This is a genomic window from Neisseria sp. P0014.S002 (genome assembly GCF_051958295.1).
GTDB lineage: Bacteria > Pseudomonadota > Gammaproteobacteria > Burkholderiales > Neisseriaceae > Neisseria > Neisseria flavescens_B.
Map to the genome: position 1 here is coordinate 189,439 of NZ_JBQCVO010000002.1, position 16,334 is coordinate 205,772.

Consider the following 16,334-nt stretch of genomic DNA (forward strand, 5'->3'; position numbering starts at 1 on the left):
TTAGGAGTTCAAACCATGAAACCTGTTTTGTTTGCCGCGCTGATTTCCTGTTTCTCCGTTGCTGCATATGCGGCCTGTACCGACAGCCAGCAGCAGTGCGTGATTTATAAAAACGGCAATGTCGTGACAGAAGGCGGCTGTACGGTTAGCAAATGCCAAAGTGCCGATGCGCAAGTGTTGAAATGGAAGCTGAAAAACGGCAAAGGCGTAACCGTTGAAATCGGAAAAAACGGTAAGGTTTTGGTGAACAAAAAACCGGGTGCGAAAGCGAACAACAGCAATGCGTCAGGCATGGGTTTGACATGCTATGCCGCCGATGCGGACAAACGCGAACAGTTCTGCTCGACCAATTATTGATTGGATTGTTGCTTTGATTAAAGGCCGTCTGAAAAGTGTTTCAGACGGCCTTGATGTTTATCCTTCCGATATTTTTTCATTGAGAAAGTCGATAAAGCTGCGCACTTTCGCGCTGAGAAAGGCCCTGTCGACATAAGTGGCGTTCAGTTGGTCTGTCCAGATGGTGTAATCGGGCAGGAGTTGGATCAATGTGCCGTCCTTCAATTCCTGCCGAACTGCCCAAAGGGGCTGATAGCCTATGCCTGCACCTGATTTAATCAGCTCGCGGATCATCAGTGTGTTGTCGCTGCGGATAATCGGGGAGAGATGGAGAATGGCTTTTTCTGCGGTAGCACGGTGGGTAATTTCCCAGTCTTGTTGACTGGTATAGGAAGGCAGGATAGCTTGGTGCTGCATGACGGCTTCGGGTGTGTCGGGTGTGCCGTGTCGGGCAAGATAGTCGGGGGCGGCAAGCAGGACGAACTCGATTTTGGCTAGCGGTTTGACGATCAGCGAAGGGGAGGGGGTTTTGGAAACGCGCAAGGCGAGGTCGAAGCCTTCGGCGATCAGGTCGATATGGCGGTTGTCGAGGACGAGGTCGAGCGTGACTTTGGGATAACGCTGGCGGTATTCTGCCAACCATGCGCTCATATTGCCGCCTGCAAACCACAGGGGCATGGTTACGCGCAACATACCTTGCGGCGTATCGGCGCCGCCTGCCGCTTTTTGGGCGGCGGTGTCCAAGGTATCCAGCGCGTAGCTGCATTGGCGGTAGTATTCTTCGCCTGCTTCGGTCAGGTGGAGGTTGCGGCTGTTGCGGTGTAAGAGCTTGGCTTGAATGGTGTTTTCCAGATGGCTGATGTGTTTGCTGGCCATGGCGGTGGAGATGTCGAGCTGATCGGCGGCACGGGTAAAACTGCCGCTTTGAACGACTTGGCGGAAAACTTTTAGGCTGAATAGGGTATCCATGATTTCTTATTAGGAAACATTGTATTAATAATTCGAGTATATATCTCTTACTGGGAATTATCTATACTGCACTTATTGAAATTGCTCTTACCTCTTTCAGGTAGTCATTAAAATAAGGATTATTAAGATGTCAGCCTTTAAATCATTCCAACCTGTTGTATTGTCCGTCTTGCGTATTGTTACGGCGTATTTGTTTTTGCTGCATGGTACGGCCAAGTTTTTCAGTTTTCCGATGTCCATGGGTGGCGCGCCTGAAGGTTTGATGCTGGTGGCCGGTATTTTGGAAATTGTCGGCGGTATCTTATTGATATTGGGCCTGTTCACCCGTCCGACCGCGTTTGTTTTGTCCGGTCAGATGGCTGCCGCCTACTTTATGGCGCACGCGTCCTCTGGTAATGTTTTGTTCCCATTGGCCAACCAGGGCGAATCTGCCGTTTTGTTCTGCTTCGTGTTCCTGTATCTGGCAGTAGCCGGCGGCGGAGCGTGGGCTTTGGATAATGTTTTTGGTAAAGATAAAGATTAATTTAAGGAAAAGATCATGACTTATTCTGTTTTGCAACAAGCTGCTGAAACCCGTCGTTCTATCTATGCATTGAACAATACCCTGCCCCTGTCCAATGAGGAAGTAACCAAAATCATCGAACACGCCGTTTTGCATACGCCGTCTTCTTTCAATTCGCAATCTGCCCGAGTGGTCGTATTGTTTGGCGAAGAACATGCCAAAGTGTGGCATTTTGTCGAAGAAGCGTTGCGTGCGGTTGTTCCTGCCGAGCAGTTTGAAGCCACTGCACAAAAACTGAACTTGTTTAAAGCAGGCGCGGCGACAGTTTTGTTCTTTGAAGACCAAGATGTTGTCAAAGGCTTGCAAGAGCAGTTCCCATCTTATGCGGCCAACTTTCCGATCTGGGCGGATCAGGCAAATGCCATGGTTCAATATGCTGTATGGACAACATTGGCGGCTGCCGGTGTCGGCGCCAATCTGCAACACTACAATCCGCTGCCTGATGCGGCCATTGCCAAAGAATGGAACCTGCCGGAAAGCTGGTTGCTGCGTGCGCAAATGGTGATTGGCGGTATCGCGGCTCCTGCCGACGAAAAAGCCTTCCAACCAATCGAAGGCCGTCTGAAAGTATTCGGCGCATAAATGAAATGATGTTTTACATAAAGGGCGCGATGTTTGCTCCCCTTTTGAAATAGCAAAATAAAAGGCCGTCTGAAAACAGTTTCAGACGGCCTTTTATCTATGCCATGAAATCAACCGCGGCGCCAAGTCGTACCGCCGGCATTGTCTTCCAGAATGATTTTGTGTTCGTTCAGAAGGTCGCGGATGCGGTCGGATTCCGCCCAGTTTTTATCGGCGCGCGCCTGTTTACGTCGGGCGATCAAATCGTCGATTTCCTCGTTGGACAGACCGTCTGAAACCGCACCACCTTGCAGAAATTCAATCGGATCACGTTGCAACAGGCCGATGATACCGCCCAAAGCTTTCAGACAGCCGGCGAGGTGCGCATCATTGGTTTTGTTCACTTCGCCTGCCAGTTCAAACAACACGGCAACCGCTTCGACCGTGCCGAAATCGTCGTTCATGGCGGCGTAGAAACGGCGGGTGTAGTCGTTGGCGTTTTCAGATAAGTCAAACTCAGCCGCTGGTGTGTTTTTCAACGTGGTGTACAGGCGGGTCAGTGCGCCTTTTGCGTCGTCCAGATGCGCGTCGGAGTAGTTCAGCGGGCTGCGGTAGTGGGCGCGCAGGATGAAGAAGCGCACGACTTCAGGGTCATATTGCTTCAACACTTCGCGGATGGTGAAGAAGTTACCCAACGATTTGGACATTTTTTCGCCGTCCACACGGATGAAGCCGTTGTGCAGCCAGTATTTGACATGGCTGGCAATGCTTTGACCGTGATGGGTTTGCGCGTGGTCATGGCCGCAGGTATGGCCTGTCGCGCCGACGCTTTGGGCAATTTCATTTTCATGGTGTGGGAACTGCAAGTCCGCACCGCCACCGTGAATATCGAAAGTATCGCCAAACAGGTTTTCGCTCATGGCAGAGCATTCAATATGCCAACCCGGACGGCCGTTACCCCAAGGGCTTCCCCATGCAGGTTCGCCTGCTTTGGCCGCTTTCCACAACACAAAATCAAGCGGATCGCGTTTGAAACCGTCCACTTCCACACGCTCGCCTGCGCGCAAGTCATCCAACGATTTGCCCGATAATTGGCCGTAAGCGGCAAACTCGCGCACGGCGTAATAAACGTCGCCGTTTGCGGCAGGGTATGCCTTATCGTTTTGAATCAAGGTTTCAATCATGGCAATCATTTGTGGGATATTTTCCGTTGCCTTCGGCTCGATGTCGGGACGCAATACACCCAGAGCATCGGCATCTTCATGCATGGCCTGAATGAAACGCGCGGTCAGTTCGCCAATGGTCTCCCCGTTTTCAGCCGCACGGGCGATGATTTTGTCGTCGATGTCGGTGATATTACGCACATAAGTGAGCGGATAACCGCACTCGTGCAACCAACGGGCAATCATGTCGAACACGACCATCACACGGGCATGGCCTAAGTGGCAATAGTCGTAAACGGTCATACCGCAAACGTACATGCGCACGTTGGCGGGATCGATGGGGGAAAAGGCTTCTTTTTGGCGGGTAAGGGTGTTGTAGAGGTTTAGCATGGAGATTCTCAAAAATTAGAATTATTTAGTAAGTTCACTTTCCAACTCATTGGCCACAAACCATATCAAAGCTGGACCAAATAGCCAAAGAATTACAAGTAGAGGAACAAAATTAACACTTCCACTAATCTTCAAACCAGTTACGAACAACAAACAAAAAATTATTTCACATAATACAAGAGCAAATGCATTCGCATGCTCTCGCAAATGTCTATATGACTCCACATAATCTAGTTTTCTCTGTCGTTTTTCTGCAAGTTTTTTGTAAAAATTAACTATTAAAAAATTAGAATTAGATATACCCAAAATGGATAAAGCAGCCGTAAATGAAGAAAAGGTAGATAAAATAAAAAAATAAAATATTTGCCACCATTTCAGGTTATCTGAAGAAGTATAACCTTTATATACTAAAAACGCAGTTATTACGAGTGAGATTACAATGGTAACCAACCCAATCCAAAATGAAGACTGATGACTTGATGATTTAAACACATTTGCTCTTAATGCATGAAATACCAACATAGGCGCACTAGATAAATAACAATATGCCAAACCACAAACACCCAAAATAACTAAATGAGTAAAAGATAAATCTTTTGGATCTTTAGGAATAAGAAAAGCTAATTTTTCTAATCCAAATCTAGTAGCAATATCAGTATGAATAAAAAGATATAAAAGTATAAAGACACCCATTACTGTGCCCAGCGCATACCGCAAGGCATAAAATTCCCACCATCGTTTATCCATTTATTTTTCCTTATCAAATCTTACTCTTTTACTAACCTAATAATAAAACAGCTCTGGGTTTAACGCTGTGTATGGCCGACTATCTTTTCCGTGCCGTCCGGCTGTAATTCCACAATATTGCCGTGCTCGTCGCCGACATACACCGATGTGTATTTGCGCTTTTCGGCCATCCATGCGCGGTAGAGGCTTTGCAGGGTGTCTTGTTTGCGCTTGAGGGCTTGGATTTGTTCGGGCGTAATCATGTTTGTCCTTGCGTGGCTGTCGAGCATAAGGCTGTCTAAAAACCTTTCAGACGGCCTTTGCCGTTATTCACTCTGCCTTCAACACCGAAGTATCCGTCTGCGGCTGCGTGGCGGCGGCTTTTTCGGCGGCTTCGGCCTCGGCGGCGATGCGTTTTTTCTCGGTCAGGTATTGGTTGATTTGGTGTACCAATTCCTGCGTGCCTTGGTGTGTCAGTGCGCTGATTTGGAAGAGGCGCGGGGTTTCCATGTCGAATTGGAAGCGGTCATCTGGTTTCGGGTAGTCCCAGCCGATGGCTTCGAGGAAGGCGGCGGTGCGTGTTTGGGCTTCTTCTTCGTCAAGCATGTCGAGTTTATTCAGCACCAGCCAGCGCGGTTTGCCGTAAAGTTCTTCATCGTATTTGCGCAATTCGTTGATGATGGCGAGTGCTTCTTCGGCCGGGTTGACGGTTTCGTCGAAGGGCGCCAAATCGACGACGTGCAGCAGCAGGCCGGTGCGTGATAAGTGCTTGAGGAAGCGGTGGCCGAGACCTGCACCTTCTGCCGCGCCTTCAATCAGGCCGGGGATGTCGGCCATGACGAAGCTGTGGTTTTCGTCGATGCGCACGACGCCTAAGTTTGGATGCAGGGTGGTGAAGGGGTAGTTGGCGATTTTGGGGCGTGCGGCGGATACGGCGGTAATCAGGGTGGATTTACCGGCGTTGGGCATGCCTAATAAGCCGACATCGGCGAGGACTTTAAGCTCGAGTTGCAGGGAACGGGTTTCGCCTTCTTCGCCGGGCGTGGATTGTTTGGGCGCGCGGTTGACGGAGGATTTGAAGTGGATGTTGCCCAAGCCACCTTTACCACCTTTGGCGAGGCAGACGCGTTGGCCGTGATAAGTGAGGTCGGCAACGATTTCGTCGGTGTCGAGGTCGCGGATGAGGGTACCGACGGGCATTTTGAGGACGATGTCGTCCGCACCCGCGCCGTAGCGGTCGGAGCCGTGGCCTTTTTCGCCGTTTTTGGCTTGGTAGCGTTTGACAAAGCGGTACTCGACGAGGGTATTGGTGTTTTCGTCGGCTTCTGCCCAAACGCTGCCGCCTTTGCCACCATCGCCGCCGTCGGGGCCGCCGCGCGGTACAAATTTTTCGCGGCGGAAACTGGTTGCGCCATTACCGCCTTTGCCTGCGGCGACTTCGATTTTTGCTTCGTCGATGAATTTCATGATGTTCTCTTACGGGTATTCGGTTGTTTCAGACGGCCTTTGTTGATAGAGGAGCTTGGTGTCTGAACGGATAAAATGTTGCTTATTATAAAGGATATTTCGGTTTTAGGCCGTCTGAAATATGGTTTCAGACGGCCTGGGATTTATTGGGCAAGTGCTTGGTCGATTTCTTGATAGAGTTGGGAGAAATTGGGTTCGCCAACGTAGGTTTTGAGGATGTTACCGTTTTTGTCGATCAGGACGGAAGTTGGGTAAACCTGTGTGCCAAAGGCTTTTGCGGCAGTTTTGTCGGCATCGTACATGACGGTGAAAGGAAGACCGTATTCTTTGACGTACTGATGGACGCTTTCAATAGGGTCGATGGGTTGGGCAATGCCGAGGACTTGGAAGTTTTTGCCTTGATAATCTTGGGCAGTTTTGATGATTTTAGGCATTTCGCTCACGCAACCGGGGCAGGAGGGGAACCAGAAGTTGACGAGGGTAACTTTGCCTTTCAAGTCGGCGTTGGTAATGGTTTTGCCTTGCAGGTCGGGCAGGGCGAAATCAGGGGCGGCTTTGTTGCTGGGGATAAGGACGAAGGTGAGAAGCGCGCCAATCGTGGCAACGACAAGGAGTGTGAGTATTTTTTTCATGATTCGAGGTTTTGAATTGCATGTGCTAAGGTTTTGGGAACGCTGATGCTGCGGCCGCTTTCGCTGCTGACGGGCATAAGGGTAACTTCGGCTTCGATGGCGGCTTTGCCGTTGGGCAGGGTCGCGGTTTGGCTGAGGATGATGTGGCGTGTGCCGATGTCTTTCAGACGGCCTGTAAAGGTCAAGACATCGCCTTCAAGCGACGGGCGGCGATAGCGGATGTCAACGCGTGCAACAACGAGCATGATGCCTTTGAGTTCGGACAGAAGGTCATGCTCTTGAAAAAACGTCCAGCGCGCTTCTTCGAGAAATTCGAGGTAGCGCGCATTGTTGACGTGGCCGTAGCCGTCGAGGTGGTAGTTGCGGACGGTCAGTTTCATCAGTTGAGATTGATGGGTTGGAACTCTTCGCGTGCGATGGGTTCGTGTTCGAGGTCAGTAATCACGGTGGAGAGTTGGATGTCGAACCATTCGTTGAAAATGTCAGCATCTAAATCCGGCCATTCGCTTTCGTCTTCGCACCAGTCGGCCAATTCGGCAGCAAAAATATCTTCAAACCGCGCCTCGATCTCGTCCCATACTTCGTCGGCAGTTTCGCACGGGCGAACGAGGTAGGAATTGGCATCGGCTTGGATATCTTCAAGCGTCAGGCCGTCAAGATGATTGCCGGGCAGGGATTTTAGCCAGTTCCAAAATGGATCGAGGGGGATAAGCAGGAAGACGCTGCGGTTGACTTCGTACATGGTGTTTTCCTTGGTTTCTGTATAGTTGAATGATATAGCAAAGGTGGTGGACTGGCTATCTTTTGGGGGATAAAGGCCGTCTGAATTTCAGACGGCCTTTATTTTTGGGAGCAATCAGAGGTTTTCTGATGGTGTTTGATACAGGGTTTGGGGATTGGCTGTATCGGGGATTTCTGCTGGAGCGGATTGTGGTGCTGCTACCGGTTCGGAAGTAGCATTGCTGTCCACCAAGTCGTCGATGTCGATGTTGTCGTCTTCGTTTTGAGGGAGCGTGCCGCCGGTTTGTTGGGTGCGGACTTTCATGTAAAGGTCGCGTGTGTAGCTGTATTTGTCGATGGCTGCGCCTTCGAGGCTGTCGGTCAGGTCGAGCAGTTCTTTACGGGTGTTGATGGCCTGCAGGCCGATTGTGCCCCAGCGTCCTGCTCTGGTGTGGAAGACGGCGTTTTTAACCGGATAGACGGTGGTGACGGCGTTGCCGACGGTATCGCGTACGGTAGATGGGCCGAACAGGGGGACAACGAAGTAGTTGCTGTTTTTCCAGCCCCATGAGGCGAAGGTGTCGCCGAGGGTGTTTTTATTGCTGGGTACGCCGCCTGCACCGGCTACGTCGATTAAACCGCCAAGGCCAAAGGTGGTGTTGATGCCGACGCGGACGAGGTCTTCGCTGGCGCGTTTGACGTCAAGGCGCAGAACGTTGCTGCCGAAGCTGACGACATCGCGCAGGTTGTTGAAGAAGTTGCTCACGCCGGTACGCACCGGTTTGGGCGTTACTTTGCGATAACCGCGTGCGACGGGGGAAAGGACGTATTTGTCTGCTTTGTCGTTGAACTTGGAAACGGTACGGTTGTAGCCTTCGTAAGGGTCGGCCGGATTGCGTTCGGCAAGTGCGGGAGCAGAGGCTATGCTGATGAGGAGGCAGAGTGAAGCGGTGGTTTTTTTCATGATTGCAACCAGTCTTTGATTTCGTAAAGTTCGGCCAGTGCGCGGACGGAATCAGGAATGTTTTGAATGGTCGATTTTTTGTCTGTCCGGCGCAGAGCGTTGAGCAGCAGGGAAACGCAGGCTGAATCTGCTTTGCCTACTTGGCTGAAGTCTATGCTGTCTGTTTCTTTCAGACGGCATTGTTGTTCGTAGCGCGCAAAGGCGGAGGCAGTCAGGGTTTTGACGGTAACGTCGCCGCTGATGTAGAGCGTGCCGTTGCGGATTTCTGTTTGCATGGTGTCTTTATGATGTAAGGCACCATGCCGTCTGAACATCAGGCGGCATGGCGCGGGAGTGGATTATTTACCGCCGTTTTTGGCTTTCAAATCGGCAATCAGGCCGTCGATACCTTTGGCTTTGATGGTTTCACCGAATTGGTTGCGGTATACGGTAACCAAGCTTGCGCCTTCGACTGCAACATTGTATGCGCGGTATTTGTTGCCGCTTTGGTAGGTGGTGAAGTCCATGTTAACCGGTTTTTGGCCGGAAACGTTGATTTCGGCGCGGACAACGATTTCTTTACCGCCTTTGTTTACGACTGGGTTGTCTTTGATGTTGACCTTGGCGTTTTTGAATTTCAGCATGGTGCCGGAGTAGGTGCGGATCAGCAGGGTTTGGAACTCTTTGGTCAACGCTTGTTTTTGTGCGTCAGTCGCAGTGCGCCATGGGTTGCCGACGGCCAAAGCGGTCATGCGTTGGAAGTCGAAGTAAGGGATGGCGTAAGCTTCGGCTTTTTGGCGTGCGGTGTTGGCATCGCCGCTGTTGAGGATTTTCAGCACTTGAACGGAGTTTTCACGGACTTGGTTGACTGCGTCGGCAGGAGAGGCAAATGCCATACTGATGCTCAATACGCCGATGCTCAATGCGCTGATGAAGGAAGTTTTTTTCATGGGAGTGTCCTGAATATTGGGTTGATATGTGTTTATTGTTCGTTTTGACCGGCAGATTCACTGTCTGCGTTTTTCTCGGCAAAGCTGGTCATGAATTTGCCGATAAGGTTTTCCAAAACCATGGCGGAGCTGGTGACGGTAATGGTGTCGCCTGCCGCCAAAGAATCAGTATCGCCGCCTTGTTGCAGGCCGATGTATTGTTCGCCTAATAATCCTGAAGTCAGGATTTGTGCGGAAACGTCGCTGCTGAAGTGATATTGGCTGTCCAGATTGAGGGCGACTTTGGCCTGATAGGATTTAGGGTCGAGCTGAATGGAGGCAACACGGCCCACTAGTACGCCTGCGGATTTTACCGGCGCGTTGGTTTTCAAACCGCCGATGTCGCTGAAATCGGCATAGACGGTGTAGGTTTGTGATGATTTGCCGAACGATTGTCCGCCGGCGGCACGGAAGGCAAGAAAGCCGATAGCGGCCGCGCCCAGTAAGACAAACAGTCCTACCCAAAATTCCAAAGCATTTTTTTTCATGTGCTATTGTCCTTGTTTCATTCTTTTTAAGTGTCGTTTCAGACGGCCTTTAGTCGGTAAACATCCATGCGGTCAACATGAAGTCGACAGCGAGGATGGTCAGGGCGGAAGACACTACGGTGCGTGTACTGGAGCGCAAAATACCTTCGGAAGTCGGTACACAGTGGAAGCCCTGATGTACGGCGATTAACGTAACAGCTACGCCGAAAGTGGCGGATTTGATTAAGCCGTTGAGTACGTCGTAATGGAAAGTGATGTTGTTTTGCATTTGCGACCAGAAAATACCGCCGTCCAAACCCAGCCATTCGACACCGACCAAATACGCGCCGTAAATACCGGCAACGTTGAAAATCGAAGCCAGCAAAGGCATGGAAAACACGCCCGCCCAAAAGCGCGGCGCAACCACACGTGCAACAGGGTCGACTGCCATCACGTTCATTGCTTCAAGCTGCTCGGTGGTTTTCATCAAGCCGATTTCGCTGGTCATGGCACCGCCCGCGCTGCTGGCAAACAGAATGGCCGCCAATACGGGACCCAATTCGCGCAACAGGGAAGCGGCAACCATATAGCCTAAAATATCAGCGGATTTGAATTTTGCCAGCTGCGTATAGCCTTGCAAGCCCAATACCATGCCGACGAACAGGCCGGACACAGCAACAATCAGGACAGACAATACGCCTGCAAAGTAAACCTGGCGGATGCTCAGGCGCGGGCGGGTAAACGCCGTACCTGATTTGGCCAGGATCTGCAGGAAAAACAGCGTAATGCTGCCCAGCGATTGGATGAAGCCGAGGGTTTTTGCCCCGACGGAACGGATAAAATTCATAGGTTTCAGTTGATTGGTTAAATGGTTTTCAGACGGCCTTGTTTAAGTTTCAGGCCGTCTGAACATCAGCCCAGCAAGTCTTGTTTTAAAGTCGTTTGCGCCGGATAGCGGTAGGCGACGGGGCCGTCTGCCAAACCGCCGACAAACTGGCGTACCCAAGGCGAGTCGAGTTCGTGCATTTCTTCGGGCGAGCCGGAGAACATGATTTCGCCGTGTGCCAGGAAAATGACTTGATCGACAATTTCCAGTGACCTTTCAATATCATGCGTTACCATGACGCTGGTTGAGCGCAGGGCTTTGTTGGCGCGGCTGATGAGGTGGGCGATGACGCCCAGCGAAATCGGGTCGAGGCCGGTGAAAGGCTCGTCATACAACATGATTTCAGGGTCGAGCGCAATCGTACGCGCGAGGGCGACACGGCGCGACATACCGCCGGAAAGCTCGGAAGGCATCAGGTTTTCAACACCGCGCAAACCGACTGCATTCAGTTTCAACACCACCAAATCGCGGATGACCGCTTCGGGCAAATCCGTCAGCTCGCGCATGGGGAAGGCAATGTTGTCGAAGACGGATAAGTCGGTGAACAATGCGCCATGTTGGAATAAAACGCCCATGCGGCGGCGGTGTTCGTATAGCTCCTGCGCCGAAAATGCGGCCAAATCGCGCCCTTCAATCAGCACTTTGCCCGATTGCGGGTGAATTTGGCCCGTAATCAGGCGCATCAGCGTGGTCTTACCGCTGCCCGAACCACCCATTACGGCGGCGAAATTGCCTTGTGGAATGCTGAAGTTGATGTTGTTCAGAATAGGACGGTCGCCATATGCGAAGGCAACGTCTTTCATTTCGATGAAGGGTGTGGAACTCATGCAGAAGAGGGGTGTCGAAAAATGTATTTTAATTACGGGTATTGTAAAGGGTATTAGATATTCGGGCAATTTTCAGACGACCTGCGCTTAGGAATAACGGGTAAAAACGTGTGAAAGAATGCAGAAGCATTGGTGGTACGGTCGTTTTGTCGCGTGTTGTGTCAAACATACAGACAGATGTGTAGGTATATAAAGAGGCGGGCAAACATACCCGCCTTATTTTTAATATTTCTGCAAACCTTCTACCTTGATTTCTTTGGCATTGGCATTGATGAAGGCTTGAGTCGCTTTCATCGTGGCTTGGATGCGCGGATCGTTCCAACGCACGATTTGGTTGTTTTCATCGCGCTTGTCCGACCAGATAATCACGCCGTCGGTGTATTTTTTGCTGATTTCGAGCATTTTGCGCCAGCGGACGGGGTCGATGAACTGCTTGAAATAAGGGCTGTTGGTGGCCGAATAATATTGCGGCCAGATGTAGCCGATGATTTTTTTGTTGGGAAAGCGTTGATGGATGTCGTCAACGGCGGTTTTCACGTCTTTTTCCCATTGCACCAAATCGGGGGAAGTGATGTAGAACACAGGATTGGCATAGTCGCTGATGGCGGCGGTAGGCACACGGCGTTTGCTGACTTGCCGCCATTTGGCCAAGATGGTTTCGTTGTCAACGTTGGGACGGTAGTGGCGGATGCCGTGCAGGTGTTCGGAAGGCATACCGTAGTTGCTGATGACGGCGCGCGGGTTTTCTTCTCTGAAGATTTGGTACATCCGCGCGAAGTCGGTTCTCAATTCATCGGGTGTCAGCAGTTGGCCGTCTTTTTCGGCAAACCAGCTTTCGATGTCGGTGGAAATGGTGCGGTAGCCTTCACGGCGCGATTGCTTGGCCAATTCGCGGATACGCGCTTCATTGAGTACGCCGTGTTTGCGTTTTCCCGTCGGATCGGGTTTGACCAGCTCACTTTCGTAAACCAAGAACACTTTGGAGAGTTTGTCGGCAGTCAGGTCGGGTTTACCGACGTAGTCCATGCGGTCGTAGATGATGAAATCTTTGGCATGGGCGGAGAGGGCGGTCAATAAGAGAACGAGGGGCAAAAGGCGGTTGGGTTTCATATTTTTGGCAGATAAGGGAAAAGGGCCATTGTACGGGAAGCGGTGTTAAAGTGAGTCAAAGGCCGTCTGAAAGGATAAAAGTTCTTTCAGACGGCCTTTGTTGGATTGGGGTATTCAGTTTTGAGGCTGGTGTGATTTATTGCGCCGCAGTTTTTTCCAGCAATAGGAAAGACTCGGCTTTGTTGCGCGGTCTTGCGCCTTGCCACAAGGTTTGCCAGCCCGAAGGAGCGCCGATGTTGGCGGCTTGGCGGATGAGGCGGTAGCGGCAGGACGGGTTGTCGGTTGTGGTTTTAATATGGCTGTATTGTGTCCACGCGATTCGTGTGCGCTGGTCTTGGCCGTCGATGCTGATACATTCGAGGCCGTCTGAAAGTTTCTGTTTCAATTCGGAAGAAAGCGCGGCTTCCATTTGGTGTACCACCGGCGCATGGCTTTTGGCGGCGTTGAGCCACGGTAAAAACAGGGTCATCAGCAAGGCCCAAGCCAAGGTAACGCCGGCCGCCCAGTTGGTTACGGCTTGGCGGCCGCGGATGTTTTTACGCGTAATCGCCCAAAGCCATAATGGGGTAAACAGCAGGGCGACGGCCATCGGAATCGGGTCGATGTCGGGGATGTAATACGGGCTGAAATAGGCGGCGCGTTCAGCCAGTTTGGCAGGCCAGCCGTAGTTCATGGCGAAGAAGCCCAGCCACAGGAACACGGCAATCAGACCAAATGCCATGATGCCGAACCAGTTGATAAATGCTGCTGCGCCGCGACGCAGGCCGTCCAGTTGTGCCGCACCGAGCAGGGCGAGCGGCGGCAACAGCCAAACGAGGTTGTCTTGCAGGCGTTGCGGGTTGATGGCGAGCAGGGCTGTCATGATAACCAGCCACGACAGGCTCAGAATGCCCCAGTTTTTATCGTGGATACGCGTGCGGCTGAGCGTCCATGCCGCCAGCGGCCAAGCAGGCAGGGTAAACCACAGCAGGTTTTTCAGATAATAGGGCAGGTTGAAGGCCGTCTGAACCTGATGGAAGCCGCCGAATACGCCTAAGGAATAATGGTTGAACCAAATATCAAACCATTCGGGATTGGTTTTGGATAAAACCAGCGGATACAGAATCAGCAGGGGCAGGGAAACGACGATGGCACCAATCAGGGTCAGCAGATAGCGTTTGCTTTGCCAAGTGGAATGGAACGACAGGGCAAGTGCCAAAAACATCATGGCCGCGGTCAACAGGTAGCCTGAGGAGAGGGAGAGTAAAACCCAGCCGCCGCACAACAGCAAAATGGCGATAATGACGCGGCGGCGTGCCAGTGAAAAGCCGCACAGAATCAATCCAAATGCGGCAAAAGCGGCCGACATGGGATTGAGGAAGTGGGCGATGGGCAGCAAACCGATGCTGCCGATGAGGATTAAGACAACGCTGCGGCCGTGGTGTCTGCCGAGAAAGTTGAAACCGGCAAAACCGCAGGCGGTCAGTCCGATGGCGATAAATACCACGCCGGCGAAACGCGCGGCATCATAGGCATCGGCCGCCCAAGGAGAAAACAGGGTTTGGAATGCGGTTGCCGCCCACAAAAAAGCAGGGGAGATGGTGAAATCGGGTTGGCCGAAGATTTGTGCAACCAACAGGCTGCCGCCGTTTTTCATGGATTCGGAGGCAGTAAAGAGGGAGGGTTCGGCAGGGTTCCACAAGTCATGCGAGAACACGCCCGGCCACAGCCAGGCAAAGGCCATCAGCAGCAGAAGCCATGGTTTTTCATGGGTTTTTTGGGGGCGGCGCGGATCGGGCGGTGTGTAAGTCAGCATGGAAGGTCAAAAAACGGTTGGTTTGAATAGTAATGGTACAGGGTTTGACGGGTTTACGCGATATGCCGGACCGGAGAGCTTTGTAAAATAATGCTTACGGCTCGTTTTTATTGGGTGTTGGGAAGGATATGGCATTCGGTTGATGAAAAAAGGCTCAGGCCGTCTGAAAGAAATGTTTCAGACGGCCTGAATGCAAAAAAGACTGCACGAAGCAGTCTTTTTGACAAAGCGGCAATTAGCGTTTGAACAGGTTGCCGAATTTGTTGTTGAATTTGTCCACACGACCGGTAGTGTCGACGATTTTTTGAGTACCGGTGTAGAAAGGGTGGCACAGAGAGCAAACCTCAACGTTGAAGCTGTCTTTTTCCATTGCGGATTTGGTCACGAATTTGTTGCCGCAAGAGCAGGTAACGTTGATTTCGTGGTAGTTCGGGTGAATACCTTGTTTCATTTGATTTCCTTTCGATTAAGCGGGCACAGGGGTTTTGCCTGTACTTCAGTTAAGCGTGGAATTTTCGCTATTTTTGGCTGTTTCGTCAAGAGGATATTTTGTATGCAGGGCAGTTTCGCAACAGACAAGAACAGTTTAGAATAGACTCTCGAACCAAATATTATGCGGTCAGATTGTAATCTCACTGAAAAGAGGATGTAAAACCTCCTCTGATGTGAAACTTTAAGAAGAATAATAGTCTGAATAATATTTACGCTTGTACGAACAGGAGACGGAATCAATGTGGAAAAGGATATTGACGTGCATTTTGCGTGTTTGGGGAGGAATGTTGCCTCCGTCTTATTGCAAACCATTCGGCCGGATTGCGCAAAAATTCCGTGCTGCTTTGGCTGCGTGCATTTCTCCAAACATCGGTAAAAACGTCAATATTGAAAAAGGCGGATACGTCTTTCCGGATACAGTAGTCGGCGATAATTCGGGCATCGGCGTAAATTGCGAAATCTGCCGCGGTTTAACCCTCGGCAAGAACGTGATGATGGGGCCGGAATGCCTATTTTATTCGACCAACCACAAATTCAACCCCGAAACCCGCCGCTTTGAAGGCTATACGGACATCAGCCCGATTGTGATTGAAGATGATGTTTGGATTGGCAGACGTGCGATTATCATGGGCGGCGTTACCATCGGCAAGGGTGCGGTAATCGGCGCAGGTTCGGTGGTTACCAAAGATGTGCCGCCTTATTGCGTGGCTGCGGGCAATCCTGCGATTGTTCGGAAAAAACTGCTGGATGAGCAAGAGCTTGCAGCCGAATAGTGTGAACAAAATAGCAAAATAAAAGGCCGTCTGAAATTCAGACGGCCTTTTTTAATATTGATTAAGCGGCAATTTTTTCGCATTCTTTAATGCAAGCCAAGCAAGATTCGTAGCAGGCTTTGCATTCAGCGTGGTGGCCGGCGTGTTCTTTGCAGGCGGCAGCACATTGTTTGCAGGCTTCGATGCACACTTTTGCCAAAGACGGAGTCAGGCGTGAATTTTGGGCAGCGAGGTTTTGCAATGTGCCGCACAGTGCCAACATTTGGTTAACGCCGGTTGCGCAGTCTTTCATGGAAGTATCGCCGGAGCTCAACAGGGCGATGCAGTGTGCCAAGCAGATTTGACCGGCTTCAACGCAATGTGCGGCTGCTTTGCGCGCAGCTTCGTAGGCGCGCGGTGCAGAATGCGTGTGACCAGCATGACCGGCATGGCCTGCATGGTCGTGAGCACGGGCAAAAGAAGCGGCGGCGGTGAGGGAAACAGCAGCAGCGCTGCCGATAAATTGACGACGGTTCATAAGATAGAG

22 protein-coding genes are annotated in these 16,334 nt (G+C 51.2%); 4 read left to right on the forward strand and 18 right to left on the reverse strand.

The window, feature by feature from the left end; genetic code table 11:
* Positions 1-15 precede the first annotated feature (15 nt).
* A complete protein-coding gene (locus ACTHSX_RS03105; protein ID WP_440376782.1) occupies positions 16-357 on the forward strand; it encodes a hypothetical protein in 342 nt (113 codons plus the stop codon).
* A gap of 57 nt (positions 358-414) precedes the next feature.
* Here ACTHSX_RS03105 and ACTHSX_RS03110 read toward each other — a convergent pair whose 3' ends face one another.
* Positions 415-1,305 carry a LysR family transcriptional regulator gene (locus ACTHSX_RS03110; RefSeq protein WP_440376783.1) on the reverse strand — a complete coding sequence of 297 codons (891 nt, stop codon included), beginning with the start codon at positions 1,303-1,305 and terminating at the stop codon, positions 415-417.
* A 127-nt stretch (positions 1,306-1,432) separates the two neighbouring features.
* Here ACTHSX_RS03110 and ACTHSX_RS03115 point away from each other — a divergent pair, with 127 nt between their 5' ends.
* Together ACTHSX_RS03115 and ACTHSX_RS03120 are read left to right on the forward strand one after the other, a co-directional pair.
* A complete protein-coding gene (locus ACTHSX_RS03115; protein ID WP_440376784.1) occupies positions 1,433-1,828 on the forward strand; it encodes a DoxX family protein in 396 nt (131 codons plus the stop codon).
* 15 nt (positions 1,829-1,843) lie between these two features.
* The gene (locus ACTHSX_RS03120; RefSeq protein ID WP_440376785.1) at positions 1,844-2,449 is read left to right on the forward strand and encodes a nitroreductase family protein; all 606 of its coding nucleotides are present in this window, start codon (positions 1,844-1,846) and stop codon (positions 2,447-2,449) included.
* A gap of 110 nt (positions 2,450-2,559) precedes the next feature.
* Here the strand turns inward: ACTHSX_RS03120 and cysS are convergent, their stop codons facing one another.
* The 16 genes from cysS to rpmE all read right to left on the reverse strand — a co-directional run bounded on the left by cysS (position 2,560) and on the right by rpmE (position 14,994).
* Positions 2,560-3,981: a cysteine--tRNA ligase gene (gene cysS / locus ACTHSX_RS03125; RefSeq protein ID WP_440376786.1), complete on the reverse strand. Its 1,422-nt coding sequence runs from the start codon at positions 3,979-3,981 to the stop codon at positions 2,560-2,562.
* Positions 3,982-4,002: 21 nt separating this feature from the next.
* Positions 4,003-4,728 carry a hypothetical protein gene (locus ACTHSX_RS03130; protein ID WP_440376787.1) on the reverse strand — a complete coding sequence of 242 codons (726 nt, stop codon included), beginning with the start codon at positions 4,726-4,728 and terminating at the stop codon, positions 4,003-4,005.
* Between the two features lie 59 nt (positions 4,729-4,787).
* Positions 4,788-4,997 (reverse strand): hypothetical protein, encoded by a 210-nt coding sequence (locus tag ACTHSX_RS03135; RefSeq protein WP_338194996.1) that lies wholly within the window; start codon positions 4,995-4,997, stop codon positions 4,788-4,790.
* A 40-nt stretch (positions 4,998-5,037) separates the two neighbouring features.
* Positions 5,038-6,174 carry a GTPase ObgE gene (gene obgE / locus ACTHSX_RS03140; RefSeq protein ID WP_440376788.1) on the reverse strand — a complete coding sequence of 379 codons (1,137 nt, stop codon included), beginning with the start codon at positions 6,172-6,174 and terminating at the stop codon, positions 5,038-5,040.
* 143 nt (positions 6,175-6,317) lie between these two features.
* Positions 6,318-6,806, reverse strand: coding sequence for a peroxiredoxin family protein (locus ACTHSX_RS03145; RefSeq protein ID WP_440376789.1), 489 nt, complete (start codon positions 6,804-6,806; stop codon positions 6,318-6,320).
* On the reverse strand, positions 6,803-7,186 hold the full coding sequence (locus ACTHSX_RS03150; RefSeq protein ID WP_063076752.1) for an acyl-CoA thioesterase: 384 nt from the start codon (positions 7,184-7,186) through the stop codon (positions 6,803-6,805). Before ACTHSX_RS03150 ends, ACTHSX_RS03145 begins: the two co-directional genes overlap by 4 nt.
* Positions 7,186-7,548: a hypothetical protein gene (locus ACTHSX_RS03155; RefSeq protein ID WP_003681812.1), complete on the reverse strand. Its 363-nt coding sequence runs from the start codon at positions 7,546-7,548 to the stop codon at positions 7,186-7,188. Before ACTHSX_RS03155 ends, ACTHSX_RS03150 begins: the two co-directional genes overlap by 1 nt.
* A gap of 114 nt (positions 7,549-7,662) precedes the next feature.
* The gene (locus ACTHSX_RS03160) at positions 7,663-8,490 is read right to left on the reverse strand and encodes an MlaA family lipoprotein (protein WP_440376790.1); all 828 of its coding nucleotides are present in this window, start codon (positions 8,488-8,490) and stop codon (positions 7,663-7,665) included.
* Positions 8,487-8,765 (reverse strand): STAS domain-containing protein, encoded by a 279-nt coding sequence (locus ACTHSX_RS03165; RefSeq protein WP_440376791.1) that lies wholly within the window; start codon positions 8,763-8,765, stop codon positions 8,487-8,489. The genes ACTHSX_RS03160 and ACTHSX_RS03165 overlap by 4 nt, the downstream gene beginning before the upstream one ends.
* Before the next feature lie 63 nt (positions 8,766-8,828).
* Positions 8,829-9,419 carry an MlaC/ttg2D family ABC transporter substrate-binding protein gene (locus tag ACTHSX_RS03170; RefSeq protein ID WP_036492158.1) on the reverse strand — a complete coding sequence of 197 codons (591 nt, stop codon included), beginning with the start codon at positions 9,417-9,419 and terminating at the stop codon, positions 8,829-8,831.
* A 32-nt stretch (positions 9,420-9,451) separates the two neighbouring features.
* Positions 9,452-9,946 (reverse strand): outer membrane lipid asymmetry maintenance protein MlaD, encoded by a 495-nt coding sequence (mlaD, locus tag ACTHSX_RS03175; protein ID WP_070583999.1) that lies wholly within the window; start codon positions 9,944-9,946, stop codon positions 9,452-9,454.
* A 49-nt stretch (positions 9,947-9,995) separates the two neighbouring features.
* Positions 9,996-10,772 (reverse strand): lipid asymmetry maintenance ABC transporter permease subunit MlaE, encoded by a 777-nt coding sequence (mlaE, locus tag ACTHSX_RS03180; protein ID WP_440376792.1) that lies wholly within the window; start codon positions 10,770-10,772, stop codon positions 9,996-9,998.
* A gap of 65 nt (positions 10,773-10,837) precedes the next feature.
* Positions 10,838-11,638, reverse strand: a complete 801-nt coding sequence (locus ACTHSX_RS03185) for an ABC transporter ATP-binding protein (protein WP_440376793.1) — start codon at positions 11,636-11,638, stop codon at positions 10,838-10,840.
* A 222-nt stretch (positions 11,639-11,860) separates the two neighbouring features.
* On the reverse strand, positions 11,861-12,748 hold the full coding sequence (locus tag ACTHSX_RS03190) for a hypothetical protein (protein ID WP_295861269.1): 888 nt from the start codon (positions 12,746-12,748) through the stop codon (positions 11,861-11,863).
* Positions 12,749-12,884: 136 nt separating this feature from the next.
* The gene (locus tag ACTHSX_RS03195; RefSeq protein WP_440376794.1) at positions 12,885-14,543 is read right to left on the reverse strand and encodes an ArnT family glycosyltransferase; all 1,659 of its coding nucleotides are present in this window, start codon (positions 14,541-14,543) and stop codon (positions 12,885-12,887) included.
* A 235-nt stretch (positions 14,544-14,778) separates the two neighbouring features.
* The gene (gene rpmE, locus ACTHSX_RS03200; RefSeq protein ID WP_003681847.1) at positions 14,779-14,994 is read right to left on the reverse strand and encodes a 50S ribosomal protein L31; all 216 of its coding nucleotides are present in this window, start codon (positions 14,992-14,994) and stop codon (positions 14,779-14,781) included.
* Positions 14,995-15,274: 280 nt separating this feature from the next.
* Here rpmE and ACTHSX_RS03205 point away from each other — a divergent pair, with 280 nt between their 5' ends.
* Complete coding sequence (locus ACTHSX_RS03205) at positions 15,275-15,808, forward strand: acyltransferase (RefSeq protein ID WP_070591913.1); 534 nt, start codon at positions 15,275-15,277, stop codon at positions 15,806-15,808.
* 61 nt (positions 15,809-15,869) lie between these two features.
* Here the strand turns inward: ACTHSX_RS03205 and ACTHSX_RS03210 are convergent, their stop codons facing one another.
* Positions 15,870-16,325, reverse strand: a complete 456-nt coding sequence (locus ACTHSX_RS03210; protein ID WP_440376795.1) for a four-helix bundle copper-binding protein — start codon at positions 16,323-16,325, stop codon at positions 15,870-15,872.
* Positions 16,326-16,334: the final 9 nt, after the last annotated feature.